General features: G+C 42.5%; 23 protein-coding genes. 5 read left to right on the top strand and 18 right to left on the bottom strand.

Annotated elements, in window-relative coordinates; all coding sequences use genetic code 11:
* Positions 1 to 30: 30 nt before the first annotated feature.
* The 8 genes from F1644_RS21095 to F1644_RS21060 all read right to left on the bottom strand — a co-directional run bounded on the left by F1644_RS21095 (position 31) and on the right by F1644_RS21060 (position 9,386).
* Positions 31 to 3,684 (bottom strand): SusC/RagA family TonB-linked outer membrane protein, encoded by a 3,654-nt coding sequence (locus F1644_RS21095; protein WP_118305057.1) that lies wholly within the window; start codon positions 3,682 to 3,684, stop codon positions 31 to 33.
* Between the two features lie 196 nt (positions 3,685 to 3,880).
* Entirely contained in the window at positions 3,881 to 5,071 is a 1,191-nt protein-coding gene (locus F1644_RS21090) for a FecR family protein (RefSeq protein ID WP_118305058.1), read from the bottom strand.
* A gap of 67 nt (positions 5,072 to 5,138) precedes the next feature.
* On the bottom strand, positions 5,139 to 5,672 hold the full coding sequence (locus tag F1644_RS21085) for an RNA polymerase sigma factor (RefSeq protein ID WP_118305101.1): 534 nt from the start codon (positions 5,670 to 5,672) through the stop codon (positions 5,139 to 5,141).
* A 119-nt stretch (positions 5,673 to 5,791) separates the two neighbouring features.
* A complete protein-coding gene (locus tag F1644_RS21080) occupies positions 5,792 to 6,454 on the bottom strand; it encodes an HD domain-containing protein (RefSeq protein ID WP_087419859.1) in 663 nt (220 codons plus the stop codon).
* A gap of 13 nt (positions 6,455 to 6,467) precedes the next feature.
* Complete coding sequence (locus F1644_RS21075) at positions 6,468 to 6,830, bottom strand: arsenate reductase family protein (protein ID WP_162613711.1); 363 nt, start codon at positions 6,828 to 6,830, stop codon at positions 6,468 to 6,470.
* Positions 6,830 to 7,990 carry a nicotinate phosphoribosyltransferase gene (gene pncB, locus F1644_RS21070; protein ID WP_087419857.1) on the bottom strand — a complete coding sequence of 387 codons (1,161 nt, stop codon included), beginning with the start codon at positions 7,988 to 7,990 and terminating at the stop codon, positions 6,830 to 6,832. Before pncB ends, F1644_RS21075 begins: the two co-directional genes overlap by 1 nt.
* Before the next feature lie 12 nt (positions 7,991 to 8,002).
* On the bottom strand, positions 8,003 to 8,785 hold the full coding sequence (locus tag F1644_RS21065) for an isochorismatase family protein (protein ID WP_087419856.1): 783 nt from the start codon (positions 8,783 to 8,785) through the stop codon (positions 8,003 to 8,005).
* A gap of 4 nt (positions 8,786 to 8,789) precedes the next feature.
* On the bottom strand, positions 8,790 to 9,386 hold the full coding sequence (locus tag F1644_RS21060) for a uracil-DNA glycosylase family protein (protein WP_118305059.1): 597 nt from the start codon (positions 9,384 to 9,386) through the stop codon (positions 8,790 to 8,792).
* 192 nt (positions 9,387 to 9,578) lie between these two features.
* Between F1644_RS21060 and F1644_RS22770 the strand changes: the two genes are divergently transcribed.
* Positions 9,579 to 9,905: a winged helix-turn-helix transcriptional regulator gene (locus tag F1644_RS22770; RefSeq protein WP_118305102.1), complete on the top strand. Its 327-nt coding sequence runs from the start codon at positions 9,579 to 9,581 to the stop codon at positions 9,903 to 9,905.
* 11 nt (positions 9,906 to 9,916) lie between these two features.
* On the opposite strand, the gene F1644_RS21055 is transcribed toward F1644_RS22770, so the two are convergent.
* The 3 genes from F1644_RS21055 to F1644_RS21045 all read right to left on the bottom strand — a co-directional run bounded on the left by F1644_RS21055 (position 9,917) and on the right by F1644_RS21045 (position 11,594).
* Complete coding sequence (locus F1644_RS21055; RefSeq protein ID WP_158572030.1) at positions 9,917 to 10,609, bottom strand: SIMPL domain-containing protein; 693 nt, start codon at positions 10,607 to 10,609, stop codon at positions 9,917 to 9,919.
* A 20-nt stretch (positions 10,610 to 10,629) separates the two neighbouring features.
* Positions 10,630 to 11,205, bottom strand: a complete 576-nt coding sequence (locus F1644_RS21050) for a flavin reductase family protein (protein ID WP_118305061.1) — start codon at positions 11,203 to 11,205, stop codon at positions 10,630 to 10,632.
* A gap of 164 nt (positions 11,206 to 11,369) precedes the next feature.
* A complete protein-coding gene (locus F1644_RS21045) occupies positions 11,370 to 11,594 on the bottom strand; it encodes a sigma factor (RefSeq protein ID WP_158572031.1) in 225 nt (74 codons plus the stop codon).
* Positions 11,595 to 12,151: 557 nt separating this feature from the next.
* Between F1644_RS21045 and F1644_RS21040 the strand changes: the two genes are divergently transcribed.
* From F1644_RS21040 to F1644_RS21025, 4 genes are all read left to right on the top strand, one after another.
* Positions 12,152 to 13,078: an Rpn family recombination-promoting nuclease/putative transposase gene (locus F1644_RS21040; protein ID WP_168044374.1), complete on the top strand. Its 927-nt coding sequence runs from the start codon at positions 12,152 to 12,154 to the stop codon at positions 13,076 to 13,078.
* Between the two features lie 397 nt (positions 13,079 to 13,475).
* Positions 13,476 to 14,117 (top strand): DUF6266 family protein, encoded by a 642-nt coding sequence (locus F1644_RS21035; RefSeq protein WP_118305064.1) that lies wholly within the window; start codon positions 13,476 to 13,478, stop codon positions 14,115 to 14,117.
* A gap of 12 nt (positions 14,118 to 14,129) precedes the next feature.
* Positions 14,130 to 14,765: a hypothetical protein gene (locus F1644_RS21030; RefSeq protein WP_118305065.1), complete on the top strand. Its 636-nt coding sequence runs from the start codon at positions 14,130 to 14,132 to the stop codon at positions 14,763 to 14,765.
* Between the two features lie 205 nt (positions 14,766 to 14,970).
* On the top strand, positions 14,971 to 15,561 hold the full coding sequence (locus F1644_RS21025; RefSeq protein ID WP_087419841.1) for a DUF4251 domain-containing protein: 591 nt from the start codon (positions 14,971 to 14,973) through the stop codon (positions 15,559 to 15,561).
* Positions 15,562 to 15,695: 134 nt separating this feature from the next.
* Here F1644_RS21025 and F1644_RS21020 read toward each other — a convergent pair whose 3' ends face one another.
* The 7 genes from F1644_RS21020 to F1644_RS20990 form a co-directional block, all read right to left on the bottom strand.
* Positions 15,696 to 17,042: a TlpA family protein disulfide reductase gene (locus F1644_RS21020; RefSeq protein WP_118305066.1), complete on the bottom strand. Its 1,347-nt coding sequence runs from the start codon at positions 17,040 to 17,042 to the stop codon at positions 15,696 to 15,698.
* Positions 17,039 to 18,445: a YncE family protein gene (locus F1644_RS21015; protein ID WP_118305067.1), complete on the bottom strand. Its 1,407-nt coding sequence runs from the start codon at positions 18,443 to 18,445 to the stop codon at positions 17,039 to 17,041. The genes F1644_RS21020 and F1644_RS21015 overlap by 4 nt, the downstream gene beginning before the upstream one ends.
* A gap of 36 nt (positions 18,446 to 18,481) precedes the next feature.
* A complete protein-coding gene (locus F1644_RS21010; protein ID WP_158572032.1) occupies positions 18,482 to 19,258 on the bottom strand; it encodes a DUF4843 domain-containing protein in 777 nt (258 codons plus the stop codon).
* A gap of 19 nt (positions 19,259 to 19,277) precedes the next feature.
* Positions 19,278 to 20,711 carry a RagB/SusD family nutrient uptake outer membrane protein gene (locus F1644_RS21005; RefSeq protein ID WP_118305069.1) on the bottom strand — a complete coding sequence of 478 codons (1,434 nt, stop codon included), beginning with the start codon at positions 20,709 to 20,711 and terminating at the stop codon, positions 19,278 to 19,280.
* Positions 20,712 to 20,722: 11 nt separating this feature from the next.
* Positions 20,723 to 24,076, bottom strand: coding sequence for a SusC/RagA family TonB-linked outer membrane protein (locus F1644_RS21000; RefSeq protein ID WP_118305070.1), 3,354 nt, complete (start codon positions 24,074 to 24,076; stop codon positions 20,723 to 20,725).
* Between the two features lie 94 nt (positions 24,077 to 24,170).
* The gene (locus F1644_RS20995) at positions 24,171 to 25,322 is read right to left on the bottom strand and encodes a FecR domain-containing protein (RefSeq protein WP_118305071.1); all 1,152 of its coding nucleotides are present in this window, start codon (positions 25,320 to 25,322) and stop codon (positions 24,171 to 24,173) included.
* A gap of 86 nt (positions 25,323 to 25,408) precedes the next feature.
* Positions 25,409 to 25,936 (bottom strand): sigma-70 family RNA polymerase sigma factor, encoded by a 528-nt coding sequence (locus F1644_RS20990; RefSeq protein ID WP_229782448.1) that lies wholly within the window; start codon positions 25,934 to 25,936, stop codon positions 25,409 to 25,411.
* Positions 25,937 to 26,246: the final 310 nt, after the last annotated feature.

Raw genomic sequence — 26,246 nt, 5'->3', positions numbered from 1 at the left:
AATCTATTTTCTATCATTTAACTTGTATACTTAGAAACCCACGTTTATACCCCAATTAATAGAACGAGTCAGTGGGTAAATTGCTCCCGAAGTTTCCGGGTCTATCCCCGAATAGTTCGTGAACGTGAAGAAATTATTAAACGTGAGAGATACCGACACAGAGGAAAGGCGCATATACCGCGTCCAGTCCTGAGGCAAATTATAGGACAAGGTAATATCCCGTATTCTTAAGAAAGAAACATTCTCCAAATAAGTTCCGTCCGTAATGTTTTGCCTGGTCACGTTATACTCGTCAAGCGAAAGACGTTGCCCCAAATAGTCAACAACACGGGGATATTTCACACCGGTATCACCTTCTTTTTTCCAACGATTGACCATGTCCTTTCTAACATTCAAGTGATTCCTGTACAGGTCACTATAAGCCGTTTGTGGCTTTTCACCCGTGATATAAGAAGTCACAACGCTATAACTGGCCGGGGAATTTATCTTGTTGATAATCTTCGCTCCCGAAGAGATATAAGCCCCCGCACTCAACCGGAAATTACGATAACGGGCCTCCAGGCTAAAACCACCTGTCACCGGAGCGATGGAAGTCCCCCGATAATAACGGTAATTATCGGCTACCTGTAAATCCGAGCCTTGATATATTTGTGCATCCGGGCGCAACTCGTAAGTGTAAACTCCATCCCGCGGGTCAATTCCCGTGTAACGTCCGGTAAACACGGCCTCCAACGGGTAACCTTCGTATGTTCCGTCTGTCATGATCCCCTCCCCGTCTCGTTTGAATTTAGTCAGTTTATTCCGATTCAATGCTATATTTCCTCCTAGAGTCAAACCGTACATTCTTCTGTCCAGTACTTTCACCCGTAAAGTTCCTTCCAAACCTTTATTCACGACAGTCGACGTGTTATAAGGCTGATTAATGAAACCAGTCGTGGAAAGCATATTCACGCTTGAAACTAAATCAGTACTTTTCCTGTAATATCCTTCAACCAACCCGGTAACCCGGTCATTAAACAAACCGAAATCAAGGGCCAGTTTCATATCTCTCGTCTTCTCCCATCGCACCTTAGGATTAGGAGCCGCACTTACCGTTCCCGTACGTAAACCTTCCCAGTAATTTGTCGAATAACCAAGCACCAACTCTTTATTCACGGATTTCACGATATTTCCCGTATATCCCATGGCTGCCCGCAAACTTAAGCGGCTGATCACCGGGGAAAGCGAATACATGAAAGACTCTCTGTCAATATGCCACAACAATCCCAAAGACCACGTCGGGTTAAACTGTTCGTCACTACCAAAATTATTGGACCCATCCGTCCTAAAGGTCAAACTCATCAGATAACGCTCCATGAACCCGTAATCCAGCGAGGCATAAAACGATGCGAAACGGTTCTCCGTGGTAGCTTCCCTAGACAACAAATCAATCAACTCGGCATAACGATTCACGTCATTTACCGATGGATTAGGTGGAAGAGGAATAGATGAATTTCCCGTAACATGGTCATACCCATATCGTTTTTGAGAAGTAGCTACCGTTTTATCTCCCCGTAACTCGGCTCCTGCCAGCAATGAAAGCCGATGACTGCCAAATATATCATCGTAAGTGAAAAATCCACGGGCACTATAACTATCGGCGTTAGACTCCGACCGTTCGATATTCCCGTAAGGAATCAATTCCCGGTTATTATCATCAAAATAAAGATGATCTTCAAAAGCCGCGTAGGAATCCTGTTTTTTAATATCCACCATGCGATTATTCGTGTAGGTGTACGAGGCCAGACCATCAAATCGAATCTTATCCGTAAACTGATATTTCAGATTTACCCGTACCACTACATTCGACTGGTCGGCATCCCCCGATGTTTCCCGCATCTCCCGCAGGATATTAAAACCATTGGCCGGCACAATTGGTATATTGGCACCCACCCCGTCACTCAAAGATCCCAAAAGGAAATAAGTCATATCAGCACGATAGCTGCCATCCTCGTTATAAGGTTTTTCGTAAGGATTAGCAAAATAGGCATACTGAAAAGGATTCACGTTCATGGAGGCCCCTCTGGATTTTTGTTTAGCCAAATCAATCCCGAAATCCAAGTCTATCCGTTTCGTCGGTTTCGTGTTCACCTTGGTATTAATACTATACCGCTCGTAATCGGTCTCCTTTACCAAACCGTTATTCTGATTATATCCTAACGAAACATAGTAAGTAACATCCTCGGAACCTCCCGAAAAAGAAATATTATGCGACATGGAAAATGAATTACGGAAAATCACATCAAACCAATCCGTCGAACTCTTCTTTAATTCCGTGATATAAGCATCCTGTTCGGCGGTTGTCATCGTCTCGAAATCATCATGTGTCCAAAGCGTGTTGTTCTTTCCTAACTTACCAGCCCGTAACATCCCGACAAGCCCCACGATAGCAACATGGTCTTTTCTGTTATTTTCGATATTGTTAGCGTAAGCATCTGCCGAGAATTCATCCCATAATTCTTGCTCCCAAGCCAGTTTTTCCGATGAATTCATCAGTTTTGCATCTCGTTGAGGTTTTAACCCCATGGAAAAATTAGCGGCATAATTAACGGTCATCTTTCCCGGTTTCCCTTTCTTCGTGGTGATAACGATAACTCCCCCGGCAGCACGGGAACCGTAAATTGCGGCAGCAGAAGCATCCTTCAGGATCGTCACGTTTGCGATGTCATTCGGGTTAATTCCCGCTACCCCCCGGACAAAAATATCATTCAGCCCCCCGGAATTAATACGGTTACTGGAGATCTTCGGAACATCTTGCTGCAAAGGTACCCCGTCAACCACCCACAAAGGCTCGGCATCACCACTCAACGTGTTCGTTCCCCGAATTCTCACCTTAGCAGACTCTCCGGGACGTCCGGAAACCGCCATCACACTCACTCCGGCAACCTGTCCTTGTAATAACATATCCACCGTGGGAATGGCCTTATTCGTAAAAGCCTCTTCTCCAATCGTGGCCGTCGATCCTGTCGAACGATCTTTCGTTGTTTGTCCATATCCCGTAATGATCACCTCCTCCAACTGGTCAACTTTCTCTTTCATCACCACACGCAACGGTTTATTCACGTCCGTCACCTTCACCTCTTGCGTTTCCATCCCCACGAACGAAAATAGCAGGAATATCTCCTTCTGTTCGGGAATCGTCATCTGAAAACTCCCGGAAACATCTGTCGTAACTCCCACATAAGTACCTTTTAACAGGACAGTTACTCCCGCTATCGGCACGGAATCCTTATCCATCACGATCCCCTTCAAGGTCACCTTTTTCACCTCTTGCTTGGCCGGACGATCCGGACGTATAATCACCACGTGATCCTCGATCTCGTAAGAAAATCCTGTTCCTTTCAGGCACTTGTCCAAAACCTCCCGGATAGATGCATCTTTCACATCCAGAGACTTCACCCGTACATTTTGAATGTCATCCAGATTATATACAAACGTGTAATCACTACTTTCCCGAATCTGGGAAAAGATATTGGTCAGACTAATATCATTCCCCTTCAACGTTAATTTTAACTCTTGCGAGTAAACACTTGCCGATAAAGCAGTGTTTTGCAAGAACAAGCACACGCATAGCAACTTCACGATTAACAATTTTCTCCACAGCTTGAATCTCCTCAAGCTGTTGGGGTTGTCATTTTTTTTCATACTTTTGCTTTTAGGTTTCACATTTCATTTAATGATGAGCTTAGTAGGCAGGTAATGGGGCTACATTACCTGCTTGCATCATTTTAAAGTTACATTACAATTTTTCGAATTCGATTATGCTAGTAAATTTTTGACAAAAGTAACCTTTGAAATCTGTTCTCTAAATCCCCTATTATAGGGATTTTCTTTTCAAGGTTCACTCTAGTAAATCGTAGGTTTCCAACCATTTATAAATATAAATACTTTTTCCTTGAATTAGAAACTTTACTTTTTGTGTCTTTTCAATTTTAGTTAATAAATCCTGAATATTATTATAGCGTTTCATTTCAACCGAATATCTCAACTGTTTCAATGCCTCATCATTAAAAATTATATTAACATCATACCATTGTGACAAACGCTCGGCAATCGTCTCCAAAGCCGCATTTTCGAAATAAAACACACCATCTTTCCATAACGTGAAATTCCTTGCATCCACCTCTCGCATCAAAATTTTTCCGGTCTCCGTGATCACCTCGGCCTGTCGGTCCGGTACCATAAGTACCGATTCATCCTTATACGTCAAGCAGACTTCACCCTCGACAAGAGTCGTAATCGTACGTCCCCGGTAAGTCATCACGTTAAAACTTGTTCCCAACACTTTTATATCCGCCCCATTCGCCAACACGTGAAAAGGTTTCCCCTCATCCTTTGCTACTTCAAAATAAGCCTCCCCTTCAATCTCCACGTTTCGCCTATCCCCGACAAACGTAACAGGAAAGCGCAACTCGGAATCGGAATTCAACCACACCTTCGTCCCATCCGACAATTCCAGCATATACTCTCCCCCGCGAGGTACAACCAACGTGTTGTACTCCTCCACCTTCGGGGTACTCGTTTCTTCTTCTATTGCCCGGTAAACAATTTTCTTTCCCGTCGCAACTACTTTTACCCCGGGTAAATCCAATTTCATATCTTCTTTTTGTTCCAATTTCAAGAATCTTCCGTCAGCCATAATTAACTGGGCTCTTCCTGTCCCCGGAACAATTTCCACGTTGTCAGCAATCATGACTTCCGAGGATTTCCACTCGGAAGACACGAAATACCCGCACACCAATAAAGGCATCACCATAATAGCCGCACACCGGCCTATTCTTCTCCAAATAACATACTTTCTGAAATGAACACGCTCAAATTTCCGCCACTCATTCTTTACTGTTTGTTTTTCTTTCTTCCTACGCTCGTTTTCCGTCATGATATATATCCGGATCTCATCATATTCTTTCGCATGGGCAGGGCTTTCTACACGCCATTGCTCCAACCGGGCTTGATTCTCTTTCGTAATCACCCCGGCAAACTCTTCCGCGATCAAATGAGCAATTTTAAAACGTCTTCTTAGCAAATTCATACGATTTAAATTTAGCGTTTATTAAGAAGACGATTGAGAAAAAAAAGTGGGTGAGTGTAAAAATAAATTATTTATCGACTAAAACGAACAAAATCATCAAAAGATCCTTTGACAGCAAGGTTCTTAACGTCACGTAAGCACTCTTTTTCAATGATTTAATTGTATTCACGGAAACACCTAACCGTTCTGCCACTTCCGTGTTGTTAAATCCTTTCAAGTTCAATAAAATAATCGAACGAGTCTGTGAAGGTAGCTTATCAACAGCATCGTACAATATTCGGGACACCTCCTGTCGAGTAACCTCCTTCAAAAAATCATATTCTTCGGGATCTTCCTCGTTTACCCGATTCTGGTACTGATTTTCTATCTTTTGATGCTTACAATGATCCAGATAGATACGACGGGCTACGGTGTACAAGAAAGCTTTGGCATTCTCTTCCGTCTCGAACTCTCCCCGATGCTCAAACACTCTCACGAATGCCTCCTGTGTGAAATCTCTCGACAATTCACGCTCGCCCGTGTAACGTTGCATCAACGTGTAAACGGGAATAAAAAAAGTCTCGAAGAAAGCCTTAAACTCTTTATGCGATACGATAGCCATAATGAAAAGCATTGTTCTTTCGCAAATATAAACATTTTATAATAATATTCCACACGACCACAATTGCTTATTCCACTCCTTCGCACGCAAAAAGTTTTGAAAAATATCACAAGGTTTATTTACAACAACCTTTGACCATTAATCACCAGTTCAAAACTGATATTCAAAAACTCGGCAGCCTTCCGGCTCAACATCATCCGCCCCAAAAAGATTTCGAAATAATCCATCACGGCCGAAATAGAAGTATCAATCTTCAAATCCAAAATAATAGCCGAATGATCTTCATTAAAATAAATCTTGGATTCTTCCACGGCATAATTCACCCGGTCATGAATATCAAAACTCGCAAAATCCTGATTACGCACCCGACTTCTCCGCACATCCGTTTTATCAGCCAAAATCAAGGCGGCGGCTATTGGATTCACGGCAGCAGCCGTACTCTCGTCATGATTACCGATAGCGCTGATGACCATTGCAATCTCCGCCGGATCCATCCCCATCCGGTCCAGCAATCGGAATGCCATTACCGCACCACTCTGTGCATGGTCAATCCGGTTCACGATATTGCCAATATCGTGCATATACCCGGCAATCTTGGCCAGTTCGGCCGTTCGCTTCGGGTAATTCAAAGTTAATAAAATCATCTCCGCCATCGTCGCCGCTTTCACCACGTGGGGGAATGAATGTTCTGTATATCCTAAAGCGGACAAGGCCTTGTCGGCCTCCGTGATATAACACTTTATACTCTCGTCATTCCGTATATCCTCGTACGTAACTAACATAAAAAACTATCTATTATTTTAACAATACCTTTTCCCACTCTTCCGGCTTGAATCCCACCAACACGAAATCCTCCCCGATAACCAAGGGACGTTTCACCAACTTCCCGTCAGATGCCAATAACTCCAATTGTTCCTCCTCGCTCATCCCGTCCAGTTTCTCTCTCAACTGCATGGATTTATACAACAACCCGCTCGTGTTAAAGAACTTCCGCAACGGTAAACCACTTCTCTCGAACCATATTTTCAACTCCTCCCGTGTCGGGCGTTCTTCCACGATATGCCGATCCGTGTAATCCACCTTTTGCTCGTCTAACCACTTTTTCGCCTTCCGGCAAGTACCACACGCCGGGTACTCCAAAAATAAATATCCTTTCATCATTTTAATCTTAACATTCTCAAACATAAATCGACCTCGTCCGGGTAACCCGTATGTTTTCCCTCTACATCCGACAACTTCACGGCAGGCAAAAACACCTCGCTCCCTTTCGGACGACATTCAAATAACTTGATTACCATATTTAATGGTGTGACCCCCACATCATTCGTGAGATACGTTCCGATTCCATACACGTCATGCAGACGTCCGTTCACGAAAGCCTTGATCTTTTTCACTCCCTCCAGATCCAACGCATCACTGTACACGATCGTCTTACTTTTCGGGTCCACCCGATGTTTCCGGTAATGCTCCAATGCTTTCTCCGTGAATTCAAAAGGATCACCACTATCCCAACGTAAACCATCAAACAACTTGGCATACTTCGTGTCAAAACTATTAAAAAAATTATCGGAAGTATACGTGTCTGTCAAGGCTATACCCAAATAACCGTCATAAACATCCACCCAATTTTCCAACGCCAAGGCATTCGCCGACCGATAACCGAAATGCGCCCCGTGATACATGAACCATTCGTGGGGATGAGTACCCATCGGAATCAAATCATATTTCATGGCAAAATAAACATTACTTGTCCCGTTCAACAAGCCCTTCATATTCTCTTTCAATATGCCGATCACTCGATCCTGCACGTCAAAGGAGTATCTTCTCCGGGTTCCGAATTCGGAAATTTCCGCTTTTATATCCGCAAAGGCTCTTGCTTTCTCCGTTGCATTTCGTTCCAAATCACGGGCAACCTGTCCCGTCATCCGGAAATATAATTCGGAGATCATCGCCATTAAAGGAACTTCCCACAACACGGTCCGGTACCACAAGCCTCGAATTTCCACATCTAGCTTTCCACCCTCCTGACTCACCTTCACCTCGGCAGGGTTAAAACGAAAACCTTTCAAAAGGTCGAAAAACACCGAATCAAAATAATAACATTTTGCTCGCATAAACTTCTCGTTTTCCTTTGAAAGTACCACTCCCGCCATAGCCTCCACCTCTTTTTTCAAAGCATCAGCAAAACCGGGAGGGAAACTCGTATTTCCCCTGTTCACGAAACGATAAACCACTTCCGAATCCGGAAACTTCTTTTGTATGGCATTCATTGCCGTGAACTTATACAAATCATTATCCAAAAAATCATGGATGATCATATTACCCCCTTTTTATGAAAACAATAAAGATTCCGACGTCTCAAAACGAGCCCCCATCCGGGCGGCCTTCTCGTAAATTGGAATAGCTAAATCCTCGCATCCCGAAATATTACCCATACAATCTTCCAGTATCACCAGTCGCTGAACTACCTCTGGATAATCAAACAACTGCCTCAACGTGTTTGCCACACAGTGACTTTTTGCCTCTCCGGCCAACCAGATCACGTCATACGACTCTAGCTCGTCCTTCAGTTTCATATTAAACTTTGTATCAGCAGCATAATCCAAAGGAATATTTGCCCGAAAAGCACCGAAAAACTCGGTTGAAGGATTCAAGCCCTTCTCCACCACCTCGTAATACTTTCCTTCTCTGGCCCAGCACGTCACGGCCTCCATCAACACGGGGGTTATGGCTGCCCCTTCACTCCCGTACAGACAATGTTCCGGCCAAATCATATGCTTATATTCCTCGTTTTCAATCAATCGACGTAAATAATCAATTACCTCTTCTCTATCCCCGAAAGGAATCCACTCTCCCGACAATACCTCCCACCATGAAATAGTTGTAAAAGGAGCCGGATGCTCTCCCCGCTTGTTCTTCCAATAGAACGGATGAGCGATGTCCATCACGTGATGTTCATCTGCCGTGAGAATAATCTTATCAATAACAGTCATTTTCTCCTTGATCAACCGACTTAACCTCTCCACGTCTTTCTCTGCCCCCGGCACGTAAAGCGAACCCGAAGGCAAACAAAAATCATTTTGCATATCCACTACCAACAATACTGTCTTCATCTTCTTACAACATTCCTAAATCATGAAACATCACCCGATATTCTGCCGCTTTATCCTCTAAAGGCTTCGGGTAAGCCCGTGAAGACGAAGGCATCCGGTACAACCGTAAAGCCCTCCCTTTATATTCAAAATCACTGAAACCTCCCACTTTAGGAGCCTCAGCCCCGACCAAGGCCAGCAAAGTATCTGTTGCTTTCTGTCCCGTGGTTACAATCGCCTTACATTCGGGAATTCGTTTCAGCACGGCATCCAAATCCACGGGAGTAACAATCTCCAAAAACTGATCGGACGCATTTCCCCGTTGACGAATCACCTCCATCGCCGTGTCAAACAAGGCAACCCCGGTTTCTTCCAAAAAAGCGACTAACCGTTCCCGGCTAAAGGCTTTCTTCCCCTTTTCTAAAAAATAATCTTTATCCCCGAAAAACAACACCCCATATATCCTCCACATATCATTTTGCAGATTCGGGTAATAAAACTCCATAGACCACCTCGCTCTTGGCGGTGGAAAACTTCCCAGCATCAACAACTTGGCATTTGCCGGCAAGAACGGCTCTAACGGATGCTTTTCTACTTCTATATGTTGATTCTTTATCTCCATTACCAACTTCTACGTTTTCTACAACATTTTTGTTAAAAAATGCCTTTCCTCTTTTATATTTTCTACAAAGGTAAAAGAGATTATGAATTTCACAACTCATCACGGAAACAATTATTCCGAGCATTTATTAATGAATTTAATTCATGTATCTCTCCATTTCTATCAATTTTATAACCAACCTCTTAAAATTTAATCTACCTTTGTAAAGTACCAATAAGAAGGAATAATGGACTCGTTCCACAATTTAAATCTGAAACAAATTCTTTCTTTATCACGCTTTGGAATTTAAATTATCCAGCAACAAAAGATGTCACAAAAGATGTCACAAAAGATGTCACAAAAGAACAAAAACAAGTTATTTTACTGATAAAAGAGAACCCGATAATAACAACAAATCAAATAGCCAATCAACTAAACCTATCACAACGTCAAATACTAAGACACATCAAAGAATTAACAACTCTTGGAATCATCAAGCGTGAAGGAGGTCGCAAAACCGGGTTCTGGGTTATCAAATAAATATCAAGACACTATTTATACCACAACTTAAACCGTACCAAAACAGTCCCCTGTAACTTGATCTTCTCAAAATCCACTCCGGCATCGGCACTTCCCCGACCGGCATCAAGAGCCACGTTCGACATATATTGGGCAGCCATCCCTCCCCAATGCTCTTCCCTGATATAAATAGCCTCTTTTATACTCTGACCGATCGCCGCGGCTAAGCCCATTGCTTTTTCCTTTGCCACCTTTATCGCATCCTCCTTAACCTCCCGACGCAATTTCTCAATCTGTGAATGATCCACCCGTTCCACTTCGGCCTCCACGCCACCCATCTGTTCCAATCCCGCAAAAACACGATCCAGCGTATTAACATCATGCAACAACAAAACGTACTCTTTTCTCAACTTCATAGCCCCGCTTTTCAATTTATAGCGATTCCCAGCCATATTCCTCACGGCTAAATCCTTCTTCACATCAATCCCTACTTTTTGCAACGTTTGGAACAACTTTTTCTCCTGTTGCTCCAACTCCGTCTTCCCCCTTTGATCCTTTTCCCTCAATATGATTTTCACGTAAATTTCATCCGGAACCACTTCCATCATGGCCGTCCCTGTTACCTCGATATAAGGCTGATCCAAAAAATCGTTTTCTTTACTTTGAGCCATCCCCAAAGCCAATGTTCCTAAAAATAACACGAGCAACAAAACCGTCTTTTTCATCATGCGGTAATTTTAAATGATTATTTCTTTTTCCTTTTCTTCTCCACAGACCACCCGAATTTACCAATTTTTTCTCCCAACTCAAAATATCCACCATGCAGATATACCAAAGGATCAGCATTCGCCAACTCAAACTTCCCGCTATCCTTATCCAGATAACGATCGTCCGCCTGCACGTTCACCACGTCAGCAATGAACACGTGATGTGACCCCAAAGGAATGATCTCCTTCACCCGGCACTCGATCGACACCGGAGACTCCTCAATAATCGGGGCCTTCACCACCTCTGCCTTTCCCGGAGTCAACTTCATCTCTTCAAATTTATTATAATCCTTCCCGGAACGTACCCCACACCAATCCGTGGCATACGCCATATCCTTCGTGGTCAAGTTTATCACGAACTCCCCGTTCTTCTGAATAATCGGGTACGAATATCGTTCCGGCCGCACCGAAATATAACACATCGGTGGATTCGTACACAACGTTCCCACCCATGCCACCGTCAGCACGTTATATTCACTCGGTTCACACCCGCAACTCACCAACACGGCAGGTAAAGGATAAATCATATTTCCCGGTTTCCAGTTATGTTTCATGTCAATCTATTTTATGCAGGCAAAGATAAAGGAAAAGATCAGCTAAAAAAAGACCGGGTTCTCACAAACCCGGCCCGTTCACTACTCACTCATACACAAAACAAGTAGCATGGATGAACCTTATTTCTTTATATATACCAAAGCGACACAACCGCTTCCGCTGCTCAACTCACCCCAACATTACGAACGAGCCGATATACAAAAGGAACCAGAGAACTGGAAAATTCCAACCGATCCCGTCCCACCCACACGGCCTCAAACACATTACTCACCACATCTCTAGCAAGTTCGCTATCATTCAGAAAACTAAGGGCATAATAATACAACCGGGTATAATTTTCCCGGAACAATTGTTCGAAATAACGTTTTTTATCCAATATAGTAAACATATGCCCCACGTTAAACGTTGGCAAATATAGGGCAAAAAATAAAAATATGAAACTATACCAAAATAATAACATTCAAATATTTCATTCTCGTATCCTGCCAATCCGACATCCGAAACCGCCAACTCGTCTCTTCGTGTCACTGACAGGCCGTTTGGCACACCCTTTGTTAATCCAGCCCGTGAATAGGACCAGCTATTTTTTAATAACCGATCTCTACTCATTTAATCACTTAAATATTTAACACTTAAATTATAGGAGATTTTATCATGGGTGCAGCCGGAAACAAAAAACCGAAGAAAAGCAAGAACAAAAAAGATGTTCCGTCTTATTTAGTCGAAGAAACGATACACGAAACACCTCTAAAAAACAAAAAGCACAAATAAAATATGCTTACGGGAAAACAGAAGAGGGGATCTTGGGATTTTCCCTCTTCTTTGCTATAATTACGTCCTAAGTTTCGCAATAGCTCTATCAAAAAAATTATCACTCGCCCGTGACCTTTCGTGTCACAATTATGCGTATATTTGTCATATATTCAAATAAAATACTTATCTGCCATGGCACGAGAAAATTATGTACGATTCGACTGGGCAACCAAACGATTGTTAAGACAAAAATCAAACTTCGTGATTCTCGAGGGATTCCTCTCCACGTTACTGGGAGAACGTATCAAAATTGATCGTATGCTGGAAAGCGAGGGCAACCAGCAACATGCTGAAGATAAATTCAACAGGGTCGACATGCTGGCTGAAAACAGTAAAGGTGAACTCGTTATTATCGAAGTACAGAACAACCGGGAGCTGGACTATTTTCATCGTATGTTGTATGGAGTATCAAAGGCTATTACCGAATACATCACGAAAGGAGAACCCTACTCGCAAGTTAAAAAAGTATACTCCATAAACATCGTGTACTTTGACCTAGGACAAGGGGAAGACTATGTATATCACGGGAACACTTCTTTCGAAGGAATTCATAAACATGATACACTTAAACTATCTTTACGACAACGAGAACAGTTCATCAGAGAGAATGCCGGAGATCTTTTTCCTGAATACTACGTGCTACGTGTCAACGAATTTGATAAACTAGCTAAAACTCCCCTTGACGAATGGATAGCTTTCTTGAAAACAGGTGAAATTGCCGACAACACAAAGACTAGCGGATTATCCGAAGCCCGAGAATTACTACGTCTTGACAATCTTAGTCCCAAAGAACGTGCCAGCTATGAAGCACATTTGAGCGCCCTACAATATCAACGCAGCGTGATCCAATCCGGCTGGATTGAAGGAAAAGCAGAAGGGAAGGCAGAAGGAAAGGTAGAAGGGAAAGCGGAAGGACTGATTGAAGGGAAGGCGGAGGGATTAGCGGAAGGAGAAAAAAAGAAGGCTTTGACGATAGCGAAACAAGCAAAAGAAATGGGTATGTCCATCGAAAATATTCTTTTACTAACAGGATTAAAAAAAGAAGAACTCCCATTTTAAACCAGAAATTTCACCCTCATTTCAAAGAACAACAACCAAAAAAACACGAATAACCAGCATATTAAAATCCCCGGACCAATAGATTCCGGGGATTTTCTACTTGATACGCCAAAGCTCCCACGATCTAAAACATTTAATCCCCTATTCTATAAAATATATGATATTTTACATGAATTTTTATCGTATTTTTAATATATCAACTCCCATTCAACTCCCATTCATTTTCTATTCAACGCTATTTATAATAAAAAATAAGTTATTATTTTATTGTTTTTATAAATATAATATATTATCTTTACATCGATTTATATACATATATAAATTACAATAAAGATTGAATCACCTTATGAACCGGGTTTGATCACGTTTATAAACCGAACTTGAAAAATAAAAAAGTATGGCATCATTGAAAGACTCTCTACTGGACGGTATGTCGGGAAAGCTGGATAAATACATCATTTACCGGGTGGGAAACGAAACGTTTATCCGGAAAAGGCCCAAAAAGGTAAGCAATCCTAAAAGCGAGAAACAACAGATGCAACGGGCAAAACTTCCGGGAGCGCAAACCATGTATAAAGCTCTGGAAGGTAGCCTGTTAAAAGAAATCTGCAATCTAGCAGCCCGGTATAACGAGAAACGTTCAGGGTATCACTGGTTCCTAGGTAAAAACATGAACCTGTTCGGGGCGAACAATTACATCGACTATTCCCGTCTGGAGTTTTCGGACGGTAGCCAACAATTGCCTTTCGGAACCACGATGAAACAGCCCCAACCCAATGCCGTGGAACTGCATTGGACAGATAACTCCAGCTCGATCACTGCACAATCCACCGATCGGTTAATGGTAGCCGTAATATTTGACAACGAACCTTATACCCCAGTATTACTGGAAGATACAAATACCCTACGAAAAGATGGTTACGCACGAGTTACTCTACCAGAAGGCGAATGGCAAACTGCACATCTATACTGTTTCTTCGGACGGGATGATTTGAAAAACTTCTCTCCCGGAATTCATTTTCAAGTGACGAAATCTTAACACGAAAGTATTATGGCAATTTTTGAATCTACTATATTCGAGAACCTATCGGGAACCGTGGGTAACGTGACCAGCTACAAGCTGAAAGACAAACAAGTGGCAAGAGCGAAAAATTTCTCCCGGAAAGATGCGAAGACTCTTCAACAATTAAAGCAAAGAACTCGCATGAAAACCATATCGCTCTTCAAACACCATCTGACCCCGATCTTACCCTCCGGATTCTGCACCTCTTCAAGAAAGGAGGCATCTAACCGTTTTTTGGCTCTAAATATGGGGAAAGTTGAAGTCGATGACGAGTTAAACGTAACGATTGACCCGCTACAACTGGCCATTTCCGACGGTCCCTTGGCTTTACCGGTAATCGAGGCAGAAATTGACCATGCCGGGCACCGGATCATCTTCCGGTGGAAAAAACAGCCGTTAATGCCTTATATGTATAAAAACGATTGTTTACACGGGGCTATCTATGAAACCCAGATGGGGCGGAGCCGGAAAGTGATATTGGGAACCAGAGCCGAGGCCGGAGAAACAACCTGGGAGCTGCCTAAAGATTGGGATTCCCATCATCTGGTAATTTATGGTTTCGCAACCACCGCAGACGGTCAAAAGTCCTCTCCTACCTTGGGTGTATTGAATAGTGAAGAGTAGTAACGATATAACCTTCCTGTAAGACCCACTTTATAAAATTAATCTTTTTTAAAGACATAAGGATAACCCTGCCCGATTTCGTGACGTATACGCCATAGAATTTGAATATTCTATTAGTCATTCTTTCAAGGACTAGCAGAAGATGGTGAGGGGATATGTCAATTCGTAAACTAAACTAATCAGAATAAAATAAAAAAGAGACGCTATGAAAAAAATTATTTTTTTATTGGCAATGACTACATTCCTGTTCAGTGATTTTGCAATGCAAGCACAAACAAAAAAAGAACTACGGGCTAAAAGAAAGGCTCACAGGGAATGCATGAGGATGCACAACAGAATGGTTCGCGAGCAACAAAACATGATCGCCTACCAAGATGCGGTTAAAGCACTTAAAAGTAACAGTTGGGTATTACAGGCCAACACATTGTTTAACAATTTCGGGGCAGCTATTCCCGTAACGAACAATTTGAACTTCGTGGCCATGGACAACAATCAGGTTTCATTGCAATTGGCATTCAACGGATTTAATCCCGGACCGAACGGTTTAGGTGGAATCACGCTCACCGGCTGGCCTTCCAGCATTAACGAAAGAGTTGACAAAAACGGAAATATCACTTACACGTTCAACGTGATGGGCGCCGCTTTATTCGCTCAAGTTACCGTTCGCCTCGGCTACGGGAGTAATTACTCGACAGTAACCGTAAGCTCAAACACAAATGGAAGAGAGTTGACTTTCTCCGGGAATTTAGTTCCTTACAGCCAGTCCAACATTTTCCAGAGTGGATTCAGTTTTTAAGTAAGCAATTAAAAAAACTCTCGTTTAATATTCAATTACTCAGTCACACTGATGTGAAAAAAGGTTCCCTTGGGAACCCTTTTTCTTTAGAAAAAATACAAACTTTATGAACATGCAGGGCAAAAGCCCGTTTTTTATTTTAATCGAGTCAGCACATTTCGTATTTTATCGCCTGAAGAAGGGCGATCTGCCTTGTACTGCATCAAAGTCCCGTCTTTACTATAAAGCAGGAAATGAGGTATTCCTTTGATGTTCATCATCGTGGCGAATTGATCTCCGGTCACGATATATTGATAACCATGCATCTTTAATTGTTTCATCTTTTTCTTCCATGCCTCTTTATTCGTATCGAGCGAGATACTGATAAATTCCACCGCCGGATTCTTTAATTGTTTTTCCAGTTTCTGCAAGTAGGGAACTTCCTGACAACACGGGGCACACCACGAGGCCCACAGGTCTATGTAAAGATATTTTCCTCGAAAATCCGTTAGTTTATGAACATGACCGTCCACGTCTTCCAATGTCACGTCGGGTAAAACCGCTCCTTCTATAGAATACTTTTTGGATTCGAAGTCTTTTACCAATTTTTGCCCTTCATCCCCTAAATCGGTTGTCATATTTTTCAAACGCAGCAAGCCTTCTTCAAAACCATTTTTGTAATTATAGTTTGTCACGAAATTTTGCACAATCAGCCGACTTACAGAGGCCACTATAGACGGAACGGTAAAACGTTCTTTCAATAGTTGAAGTTGTTCCTCCGGAGTCTCCCGTTCCCTTTTCAGGTAATTGAATACGAAAGTATTTGTGTTATAAAAAAACAAGGCGATCGGATTATCCAAGATTTCGTAAACTGGGGGTAAAAATTCATCCATTCCATCGGGTAACGTTTCTCCGTTACGGGAGTACATGTAAGTCACGCCATCCAAAGCCTGCATAAAAGATAAATATGCCTGTATCCGTAGATAGTTTTCCACCATATTCGCAGGGCGAAATTCTTCCATCACGTCATTTACACGAGTATAAATTTCACTCATGCTATTTTTCAATTCATTCGCCACGGGTGGATTTTCCCATATAGACCGACTTTTATCCAGGTAAAAACAATTATAAGTTATCAATGCCGCATTGTTCCGGTCCTTCTTATCAACCTCGATTTTCGCCCGTCTACTCTTAAATCGAATATCAAGCTTTACTTTTCCGCCCGGTTCAATATGCAACGCCTGTTCAAACGGCCACTTGTTTTGCTCGGTTCCCACAACTCCCATCAAGGTTACCATCCGAGGAGCATCACCATCCAGTTGAAGCGAAAAAAGTCCTGTTTGGCTATCAACCAACAAAGAATCCCTCTTATCCCCATCAACAATAAACAATTGAAACCCCGAGTATTCACCTCGATCCACCGATCCGGTGATCTCAGTGGGTCCTTTTTGCTTGCAACCGATAGCTGCAAGCAAAAGGAGGATACTGATTATATGTTTCATTTTACTTTATACATTATTTTGACTGGCTTGTAGGCTACGTTTTTATAAGAATCGATCAACTGACCCGTTCTCGTATCGTAGATATAGATATACCCGTTCTCTCCGGATTCATTCGAGCGGTAAGCCCCCACGTATATCTGGGATTCATCCGGACTGATCGCCATCGTCGTGATCTCTGCATTCGAGATATCGTCAATCACTGTCCACGATTCTGTCGGGAATGAAGTGGACGAATAGTACCAGCGATAAATCTTGTTACCCTGTGCATAGAACAAACACTGGTAAGAAGAACTGGCAACTTTCGGGTCTTCTTTCTTAAGTACCGGATTAGCAATCACTCGTTGTACATCACGATAATCAACACCAATTTTTTGATAATTCTCGTTAAGCTTATAAATTGTATTACTCAAAGAAGTTTTCCATATCTCTCCATTCAATTCGGTCAACACGGTAAAAGATGATTTTTTTTCGTTTTCAAAAATAGCGATCACCTCATGTGCCCCGTTCCAGATCGGTCCGAATTCTTGACAATAATTAGCCGTATAGCCATTGTAATAACAAATCGTATGCTGATTCACATCCCACAGGTAATAATAGGGATTATATCCCCCGAAGTAACTGTGTTGAACAGAGGAATAAGTCGAGGTCAACGTGGTATGGGTAAGGATCAAACCTTCCATACTGGCCAGATTATAAACCTTGCCATTCTCAGATATGGCAACTGCCGTACGAGCCGCATTATCCGGTAACATCATAGCCACGGGAAGGAAATCCGAAAACTCGGGAGCCTTCACGATATTCTCCAATTCAAACGTTTTGGCATTGATCACGTAAACGGAAGGATCATTTTTATAACTGATAAACAACTGAGATAATCTTTTTGCCATGTCCGTGGGAGATTTCGGGAATACTTCTCCGGGATTATTCATTGTCAAACAATGCGTTTCAAAATTTCCCATGATTCCGTCTGCCATCTGACGCATGAAAGAGAGCATTCCCGTCCCGTCGCCGCTTTCACTTAACACCGTAATTCCTTCTTCATAAGGAGAATTTATATGCAACTTGAACTCGTAGAACGCACTACTATGCTCGTTACTCACTTTCACCCGCATCGGGAAGGTTCCCAAATCCTGACAGTCCACGTACAGGACGGACGAATCCGAATAAAACTTGTAATCCATGTCCCACTGGAACGTCAACGGAAGGTCTTTTTCCTTCTGGGTCACATAAGGAGTGATGTCAATCACCAGAGTTTGATTTTTGTCCCTGTTATACTCTTTCTGTAAACTATTGGTATCAATGGCGATCTCGGAGATCCGAACCGTGTCAACAGTCGTGTCATCATCAAAACAACCGATTGCCAATAAGCCTATTAGCCATATATATAGATATTTCCACTTCATAATAATCTGTTTTTACTACATGAATAATTCATTTCATCAATACGGTTTCGGAATATCATTTTTCCCGCTTTGCAATAATTCCGGGTTCGCGGCAAAGAAGTCATACATCGGGGTCAGTATGTACTTGGTCGCGGCGTAATTATACTCGTCCATCCACCCGTATTGTACATTTTCCAGATTCGGCCCGTACATATCCACCATTCCTTTGTAAGTAGCCGGAACGGTCTCTTCCATTGCCCGAAAATATTCCATGAATTTAACCCATTTCACGGGATCCCATACCCCCAATTTATAATCCGGCCACGTGACCTTACCTGACCAATCTTTCCATTGCGGAGGTTCCACGACATTATTGAAAGAAGCGATAGACACGGTTCCGACCTCTGTCTCCGGTTCAAAATCATCCGTTGCCAGTAAACGGAAAGCCACCTGCCAATACCCGTCACTTCCCAAATGTTCACGCAATACCGTTACCGGTAACACACCATTCACGGAATCCGGTTCGATAATCAATTCGGTTGGCAAGGTATAGTGTACACCTGCCTCTGCCGTGGTCTTGGCTGCCACGACTTCCACCTTGAAAGAACGCACTTCTTTAACCGGAGCCCCCATGATTTTCATGGGGAGTTTCATCTCGTAGGAAGTAACTTCCAGTTTCGTCACCCCGAAAGAATATACCACGCTGTCTTCCGTGAAGTAAATTCCCGTACGGGAAGAATCGAACAACTTGTAATCCTGTTCATTGCAGGAGATCAATCCCATGCCGAATATCACGAACAGGCAACCGGTGAATATATATGTTATGTTTCTCATATGTTTTCTATTTACCATTTCATCTTCTAAATTCGAACTCTTGTGACGGGATGTCCACCACGTAAATTTTCTTGTCGGCAGTTACGGTCTGTCCCTCGACATTAAGAATATTCAGGTTCAATCGTTTCATGTGGTAGAAGGATTGTCCTTCCCCGACAAATTCTTTATATCGATCATCCGTGATTTTGTCAACGGTCAAGGTTTCAGCCGGAAGTCTATCGTCTAAAGCAACTAATCCCCGACTTTCCAACAACTCGTTAAAATAATCAAGAGCTTGATCGTAATTACCCAACTTCAAGGCACTCTCGGCCGCGATATAATACATTTCGGGTAAGCGTATCATGTTGATTCCGCGGATCTCACCTGCCGGACGGTTATATTCCGTGTTATTCAGCACGTAAGTATCTGTCAGTTTATCCAGTTTCCAGTATTTTCCCGTGTTGTTATACGTGTACCATGCACCCCAGCGGTAATCATTCCCGGCCCCGTCAATCTGGTATAATTGTTGAATATTATAACGCATTTCGAAAGAATACGCAGACTGGGAGTTGTGCAATATCTTAATCACCGGTTCGGCAAAATTCTTTGAATAAATTCCGAATACCGTTTCCTTGGATGACAATTTTCCCGCCAGATCTCCGGCAATATCCGTGTAATCCAACAGGGAAAGACCGGGAGCTTGTATCACTTGCTGCGCGTAATACAAGGCACTATCGAGTGTTCCTTCCGTCAAGTAAACCCTTGCCAGAGTCGCTTGCACGGCCTGCAAGTTAAAATGGATATTCTGGTCTTTCAAGAAATTAGCGTTCGAAGAGACTGACGCATACAGTTCCTCGTCATCCAATAATTGCTCTGCCGACCTCAAATCAGAAATAATCCGCTTGTACACGTCTTTAGATTTCAGAATGTCCGGGGCAAACAAGGAGAACCGGGTTGAATAAGGAATCCCGTCAGCACTTTCGTTCTCCGTGATTTGCTCGCTGAAAATACGCAACAGGTCAAAATGCATGAAGGCACGCAGCCCCAAAGCCTCTCCTTTATAGATATTGTAAAATTGCATATCCGAAGGGGAGAATTTGTCCAGATGTTCCAACACGTTATTCGCATAGGCGATATTGGAATACATATCACACCAGATATTATAAAAAAGATCTTCCGCTTTCGTATTCTTATAGTCATATTTTATAAGTGGTTCAACCTCTTCGTTATTTGTAGAGGTATAATATTGAGCCATCAAATCCAAGGCGGAATAACTCAGATTCTGCCCGTACAAGTTAGTTGCCCCCATCTTGGCATAGACCCCGTAAAGGGCATTCTCAAATCCCTTCGCATCTTTCAGTAAATCACCTTCCAGTACCTCACCTTTAGGTTGCACGTCCAAAAAACTGTCACAGGAACTTCCCCCAAGGAGTAAGGCTAAAAGTACCATTATATTTTTAAATCCTATCTTCATAATCTTTCCTTTTAAAATGTTGTACTAAGCGTGAATTCAAACCCGTTACTATATAGATAAGTGGTTCCCCGTTCTATTTTCACGTTTGACCAACGCACGATGTCCGTCAAGTTCACTCCGACACGTAAATTTCGTACCCCAATCTTGGAACAAATGTTCGGTCTGAATTCGTAACCGAAATTCACGGTTCCCAGCGTGAACACATTTTCTTTTTCCACGAAACGGTCTGTATGTTTCGGGTTCGACCCCCATCCTTCAGAATCTGCGATGTCCTTGTAGAAAGCAATATCGCCCGGATTTTTCCAACGACTGCTGAAAACTCGTTTATCTGCATTCTTTTTCGGGTCCGCACCCTCCACTTTCGTGGCACGAGTCGTGTTATACAAGTAAGCACCACATTCATACCGACCTAACAGATACAAGCTGAATCCCTTGTAAAACAAATTAGTTGAAACGGTTCCCCGGAATCTCGGTTCAGTATCCCCGATCACGAATTTATCATCCGCGGAGTACTCGAAGGTTCTCTCCCCGTTCAATTTAATAAATACTTCCTGTCCTGTCGCCGGATCAATTCCCGCTGATTTAACCACTTTCAATGCCGAGGTAGATTCACCTTCCTCATATTGTGCCAGCGGGGTCTTCGAATCTACCTTGTTAGCATCTTCATTCGCTTTCTTCAAGGCGCTGTTTATTTTCAAGATCCGGTTCCGGTTCATACTTCCGGTAGCCGCAACCTGCCAGTAAAAATCATTTCTCTGCACGAGCATACCATCCACCTGGAATTCCAGTCCCTTGTTTTCCATCTCCCCGATATTTTCTTTGGCAGAAGTTGTTCCGGTAGACGGCGCACGAGAGGCATCCAATACCAAGTCGGTTGTCTTTTTCAAGTAAACATCAAACGTGAAATTCAATCGACGATTAAAAAGACTGATGTCTGTTCCCACGTTATAGGAAAGTTCCCGTTCCCAACCTAAATCTTTATTACCGATTCCCTGCGGGATAGCTCCGATACCGTTCAAATATTCCAGATCACCGGAATATTGATACATGGTCATTGCTTGGAAAGGAGAGAAATTCACCTTACCCGTGTATCCCAAGCTACCCCGGATTTTCAGAATATCAATCTTACTTGAAGTAATGAAACTTTCGTTATGTATGTTCCATCCTAACCCGGCAGACCAGAAACTACCGTAACGGTTGTTTGCCCCAAATTTCGACGATCCGGTCACACGGTATACCACGTCAGCATAATAACGATTGTTATACATATAGTTTCCATTCACGAAAAATCCCAATTCCGTACTGACGGCCTGTGTTCCCGTCGGTTTTTGATCCGAATAACCAGCGGCCTGCCCCATGAAATTCAACGCGTCATCATAAAAGCCCACTCCTGTCATGGTGGAGGACTCGCTGGTTTCCTTCCGGATTTCCACACCCGCATTCACACTATACAAACTGTTATTATCGGTCATCAGGTTAAATGCCCCTGTCAAGGTTCCGGCGTATGACACGCCACTACCATTTTTCTGGGTCAAAGAACCTTTTTTAGAAAGTTCTGTCTCGTCTTTAAAATCTTGAGAATCGGGAGATTTAAACACCTCGTTATTAGAATCTGTTACCGTGATATTAAAGTTTCCCGACAAACGGAACATTTTGTTGATTTCCCAACGAAAATCCGTGGTATTCGAGATGGATTTATCCTTTGAAATATCATAATTACCCAAGCTCGCCTCATACAAAGGATTGTCCAAGTTCCAAGAAAGATTTTTATTATATTCCCCGTACTGGTCATAAATCCGGTCATAAGGATTCATTTCCACGTATTTAGAAAAAGCACCGTAAGGTGATTGCTTGTAATTCACCTCGCTATAAGTGGTACGATTCGCCATCGTCAACTTGTTCTGCACGTGATATTCCAATTTGAACCCCAAGTTATAACGACGACGGTAGTCCTCTTTCATAACTCCCTGCACGTTATTGAAACGTCCGGACAGTTCATAACGAATATTGGAGGCTCCACCATACAAACGCAAAGAGTGGTCGTGAGAAAAAGCCGTTCTGGCAGGTTGTGACAACCAATCGGTGTCTACTCCCCGCTGCACTTCTTGATAACGCTCGTTATATAATTTATCTAACGCATATTGCTCTCCTTCATTCGTGATATTTCCCCAAGCATCTTTTTTTACTTCCGACGTGTACAAGCCTGCTAAACGCTCGTATTCCAATTTCTGGGCCGCATTCAGCATATCATAATCTTTCAAATAAGGGAATTGCACGTTACCCGTAAAATTATAGGCTACTCGCATACTGCCTTCCGTCAGTTTCTTTCTTTCCACCACGATAACTCCACTGGCAGCACGAGACCCGTAAAGAGCCGTTGCCGATGCATCTTTTAACACCGTGATATTTTCGATCTCGTTAATATCCAAATCGTACAATTCCTGCATACTGATTTCAACTCCATCCAGCACGATCGTCGGTTGATTCACTTGGGTCGTCCCATCAGAGAAAGAACTCATACCGCGTAATAATAATTCCGGAACGTGATTCGGGTTAGACCCTAACTCACTTCTTTCTACCAGATTCAAACCGGGCGTTAAGGCTGCCAAAGCGGCAACCACGTTCGTACCGGAGATGGTTTTCAACTGCTCGGCAGTCACGCTCTTCACGGCTCCCGTGTAACTGGACTTTGATTTCGTGAAATAACCGGTCACAACAACCTCATCCACCTCGCTCACTTCTTCTTCCATACGTATGGTCATTTCCTTATCCAATTCTACCGGAACAATGGCCGTTTTATACCCTACAAAAGTAAACGTCAAGTCACGTATATCTGCAGGAACCACGATCTCGAACTTACCGCTCCCGTCGGAAGCCGCTCCCGTCACCAGAATTTCTCCCCGTTTGGCCACAACGGTTACTCCCGGAAGAGGTTCCCCGTGAGCATCCACGATGACACCTTTTATTTTATTCGTTTTTACCACACTGTCCCGCACGGCAACCGGACGGGCCGGACGGATTATCACGTAATTCTGTTCCAAGTCGAAATCCATGTTCGTACCTTCCAACACCTTACGAAATAATTCATTCAAAGTATATTTACGAACATCAAGAGTTATTTTACGATTCACATCTAATTCGTTATTACTGAACATGATCAACAAACCGGTCTGTGATTCGACTTGTTCAAATACAGTTTCCAAGGTCTGGTGCTGTTTTTCGATCTTCACGCTTTGTGCCACACCCGTTGCTGATAGCTGAAACACAAAACCGATCATAAGTAGTAATGTTAATCTCATGATACATAAACTTTTTTTACATGGTATTTTCCCGTAGCGATACCAAGTGTTTCTCTTTTTTTTCATACTTTTGTATTTGAAATTAGTACTCTCATGCTCTTGAAAAAAAGCATGAATCTTATTTAAACAAAGCGGGGAGTATGGCCGTACTTCCTGCTTTTTATTTTTCTTGTATTATTATATCCTTCTGATTTATAATAAATTTCACATTTGTCGTCCGTTCTATCAGACGGATAAATTCGTTAAAGTCCACGTCTTTACGGATTGCCCCGGTGAAACGATAATTTTTACAAACTTCATTCGAGAAAACAAAATGTACATCATACCAACGTTCCAATTTCACCGTCAATAAGTCCAACGGCATATTATGGAAACGGAACATTCCGTCAATCCATGAGGTATATAGTTTCACGTTTACAGGTTTCACTTCAATCTCTTCATTTGTCGTGTCTAATTCGAACTGCTCTCCCGGATGCAAAAGGTAGGTCTCGTCGTGATGTTTCACTTCCACGCCACCTTGTTCCAGGGTTACCTGTTCAAGAGAGTCTTCTTCATAACTGCAAACATTGAAAGAGGTTCCCAATACTTTCACGCTGGAGCGACAAGTACGCACGATAAAAGGCCATTCTTTACTTTTAGTAACATCGAAATAAGCCTCTCCTTTTAATTCAACCACCCGTTCTCCTTTTTCAAAGTTCATCGGGAATGTCAATTCACTCCCCGAGTTAATCCATACTTTCGTTCCATCACTCAAGACCACCCGGTATTCTCCCCCTTCCGGGACCCTCACGGTACTCCTTTGCTCGCTGTTACCCCCTTGAATTACCAGGGTATTCAAAGAGTCCTTACCAATCGTGGCACCCCCGCTGTTCGTGATATCACGTCCCAGGCTTTCGCTTAACTCATACTTCTCTCCACCTTCTAAAACCCAGACGGCTTTCAAACTCCCCGGGGTTATTTGCGCTAACTTCTCCGGCTCGGTTCTTACAGGTGATTGTCTAAACAAAAACCATCCCGCAGTCAACATAATCACTACCGTTGCAGCGACACTCCAACGAATAGTCAAATGACGTTTTCTCCAACCCGGTCGGGAAGAAAGTTTTTGTTCCATATTTTGCCAAGCATCTCTAATCTGAATATCCTCAAACAAACGAGCAGCCTGTACCACGGAACCACACTCTACCAACTGGTGAAATTCTTCCTGCAATTCCACGTTCTCCAAAAGCCACTGATCCAAAAACTCCCGTTCTTTTACAGTCAATCCCTCTTTACGAGATTTCAAAGCTAATTGTACTATATTTTCTGGTAACATGATGATTTATTCTCCATTGGTTCTATACTTATGACAGGAGAAAAGAAAAAATAGATGACAAGAATTCGAAGAAAAAATCAAAAAAATTATACGAAGAGTAACAATATCGAATATGTTTTTTCGCTTAACTCGGCTCGCAAAGCCGCTAATGCTCTCGCCAAAAGAGTTTTTACCGTAGTTACAGAAATTTCAAATTCTTCTGCTACTTCTTTATGCCGTTTCCCGTCCAGCACGATTCTTTTAAAAACTTCCCGCGTCCGATCGGGTAAACGATCTACCGCTTTATATAATTGATCAATACGGGTATTCCATTCCGACTCATCCAAATATTCATTCTCTGCCATATCCATGCCCGAGTTGATAGGTTCCGTAAGAACCACTTTTTTTCCTTCCAACAAATTCAAACAATAGTTACGCACGGATTGATACAAGTAAGGACGCAGGCTATTTTTTATAGCGTGAAAACGCTTTCCCTCCCAAAACTTAATAAAAACTTCTTGTACGGCATCCTCAGCCTCCTCTTGTTGCGCAAGAAAATTCATGGCATAAAATACCAATGGCTTATAAAAATGGTGGAACAATAGTTCTAACCCTCGTCGATCTCCTTTTTTCAAGAGTTGCAATATTTTATCTAACTCGTCCATCCATTACACCCCTAACTTCATTTATGTAAACTTCATTTTTAATAATATATACCCTCAACAAACGATCAATTATTGAAATACAAATTTACATTATTTTTTGACACTTGTAAAAGATGCTATTTTTTTAATGGCTAATTATTAATACGTTTGAAATTTGTCTTAACGATAAGAAAGTAATCTCTGAACATCATTAATTGATCGTTTATTTATATTTCACACCACTTGACTACTACATTCTTATTCTCCAAAAGATAAAACAATTTCCCAGTACTAATATCTA

This window comes from Butyricimonas paravirosa (assembly GCF_032878955.1).
GTDB classification, from domain to species: domain Bacteria; phylum Bacteroidota; class Bacteroidia; order Bacteroidales; family Marinifilaceae; genus Butyricimonas; species Butyricimonas paravirosa.
The sequence above is the reverse complement of the archived record's forward strand: the minus strand, read 5'-3'. Positions and strand labels throughout refer to the sequence as shown.

What these genes read in the sequence shown, in the direction of transcription:
- F1644_RS21060 (WP_118305059.1), bottom strand. Translation starts at nt 9,386, where the DNA reads ATGGAGATAAAGAATCAACATATAGAAGTAGAAAAGCATCCGTTAGAG.
- F1644_RS21045 (WP_158572031.1), bottom strand. Translation starts at nt 11,594, where the DNA reads ATGTTTACTATATTGGATAAAAAACGTTATTTCGAACAATTGTTCCGG.
- F1644_RS21055 (WP_158572030.1), bottom strand. Translation starts at nt 10,609, where the DNA reads ATGAAAAAGACGGTTTTGTTGCTCGTGTTATTTTTAGGAACATTGGCT.
- F1644_RS21075 (WP_162613711.1), bottom strand. Translation starts at nt 6,830, where the DNA reads ATGAAAGGATATTTATTTTTGGAGTACCCGGCGTGTGGTACTTGCCGG.
- F1644_RS21080 (WP_087419859.1), bottom strand. Translation starts at nt 6,454, where the DNA reads ATGTTAGTTACGTACGAGGATATACGGAATGACGAGAGTATAAAGTGT.
- F1644_RS21085 (WP_118305101.1), bottom strand. Translation starts at nt 5,672, where the DNA reads ATGGCTATCGTATCGCATAAAGAGTTTAAGGCTTTCTTCGAGACTTTT.
- pncB (WP_087419857.1), bottom strand. Translation starts at nt 7,990, where the DNA reads ATGATCATCCATGATTTTTTGGATAATGATTTGTATAAGTTCACGGCA.
- F1644_RS21010 (WP_158572032.1), bottom strand. Translation starts at nt 19,258, where the DNA reads ATGAGAAACATAACATATATATTCACCGGTTGCCTGTTCGTGATATTC.
- F1644_RS21025 (WP_087419841.1), top strand. Translation starts at nt 14,971, where the DNA reads ATGAAAAAAATTATTTTTTTATTGGCAATGACTACATTCCTGTTCAGT.
- F1644_RS21040 (WP_168044374.1), top strand. Translation starts at nt 12,152, where the DNA reads ATGGCACGAGAAAATTATGTACGATTCGACTGGGCAACCAAACGATTG.
- F1644_RS21095 (WP_118305057.1), bottom strand. Translation starts at nt 3,684, where the DNA reads ATGAAAAAAAATGACAACCCCAACAGCTTGAGGAGATTCAAGCTGTGG.
- F1644_RS20995 (WP_118305071.1), bottom strand. Translation starts at nt 25,322, where the DNA reads ATGTTACCAGAAAATATAGTACAATTAGCTTTGAAATCTCGTAAAGAG.
- F1644_RS21030 (WP_118305065.1), top strand. Translation starts at nt 14,130, where the DNA reads ATGGCAATTTTTGAATCTACTATATTCGAGAACCTATCGGGAACCGTG.
- F1644_RS21065 (WP_087419856.1), bottom strand. Translation starts at nt 8,785, where the DNA reads ATGAAGACAGTATTGTTGGTAGTGGATATGCAAAATGATTTTTGTTTG.
- F1644_RS21015 (WP_118305067.1), bottom strand. Translation starts at nt 18,445, where the DNA reads ATGAAGTGGAAATATCTATATATATGGCTAATAGGCTTATTGGCAATC.
- F1644_RS21035 (WP_118305064.1), top strand. Translation starts at nt 13,476, where the DNA reads ATGGCATCATTGAAAGACTCTCTACTGGACGGTATGTCGGGAAAGCTG.
- F1644_RS21005 (WP_118305069.1), bottom strand. Translation starts at nt 20,711, where the DNA reads ATGAAGATAGGATTTAAAAATATAATGGTACTTTTAGCCTTACTCCTT.
- F1644_RS21090 (WP_118305058.1), bottom strand. Translation starts at nt 5,071, where the DNA reads ATGAATTTGCTAAGAAGACGTTTTAAAATTGCTCATTTGATCGCGGAA.
- F1644_RS21020 (WP_118305066.1), bottom strand. Translation starts at nt 17,042, where the DNA reads ATGAAACATATAATCAGTATCCTCCTTTTGCTTGCAGCTATCGGTTGC.
- F1644_RS21050 (WP_118305061.1), bottom strand. Translation starts at nt 11,205, where the DNA reads ATGAAACATAACTGGAAACCGGGAAATATGATTTATCCTTTACCTGCC.
- F1644_RS21000 (WP_118305070.1), bottom strand. Translation starts at nt 24,076, where the DNA reads ATGAAAAAAAAGAGAAACACTTGGTATCGCTACGGGAAAATACCATGT.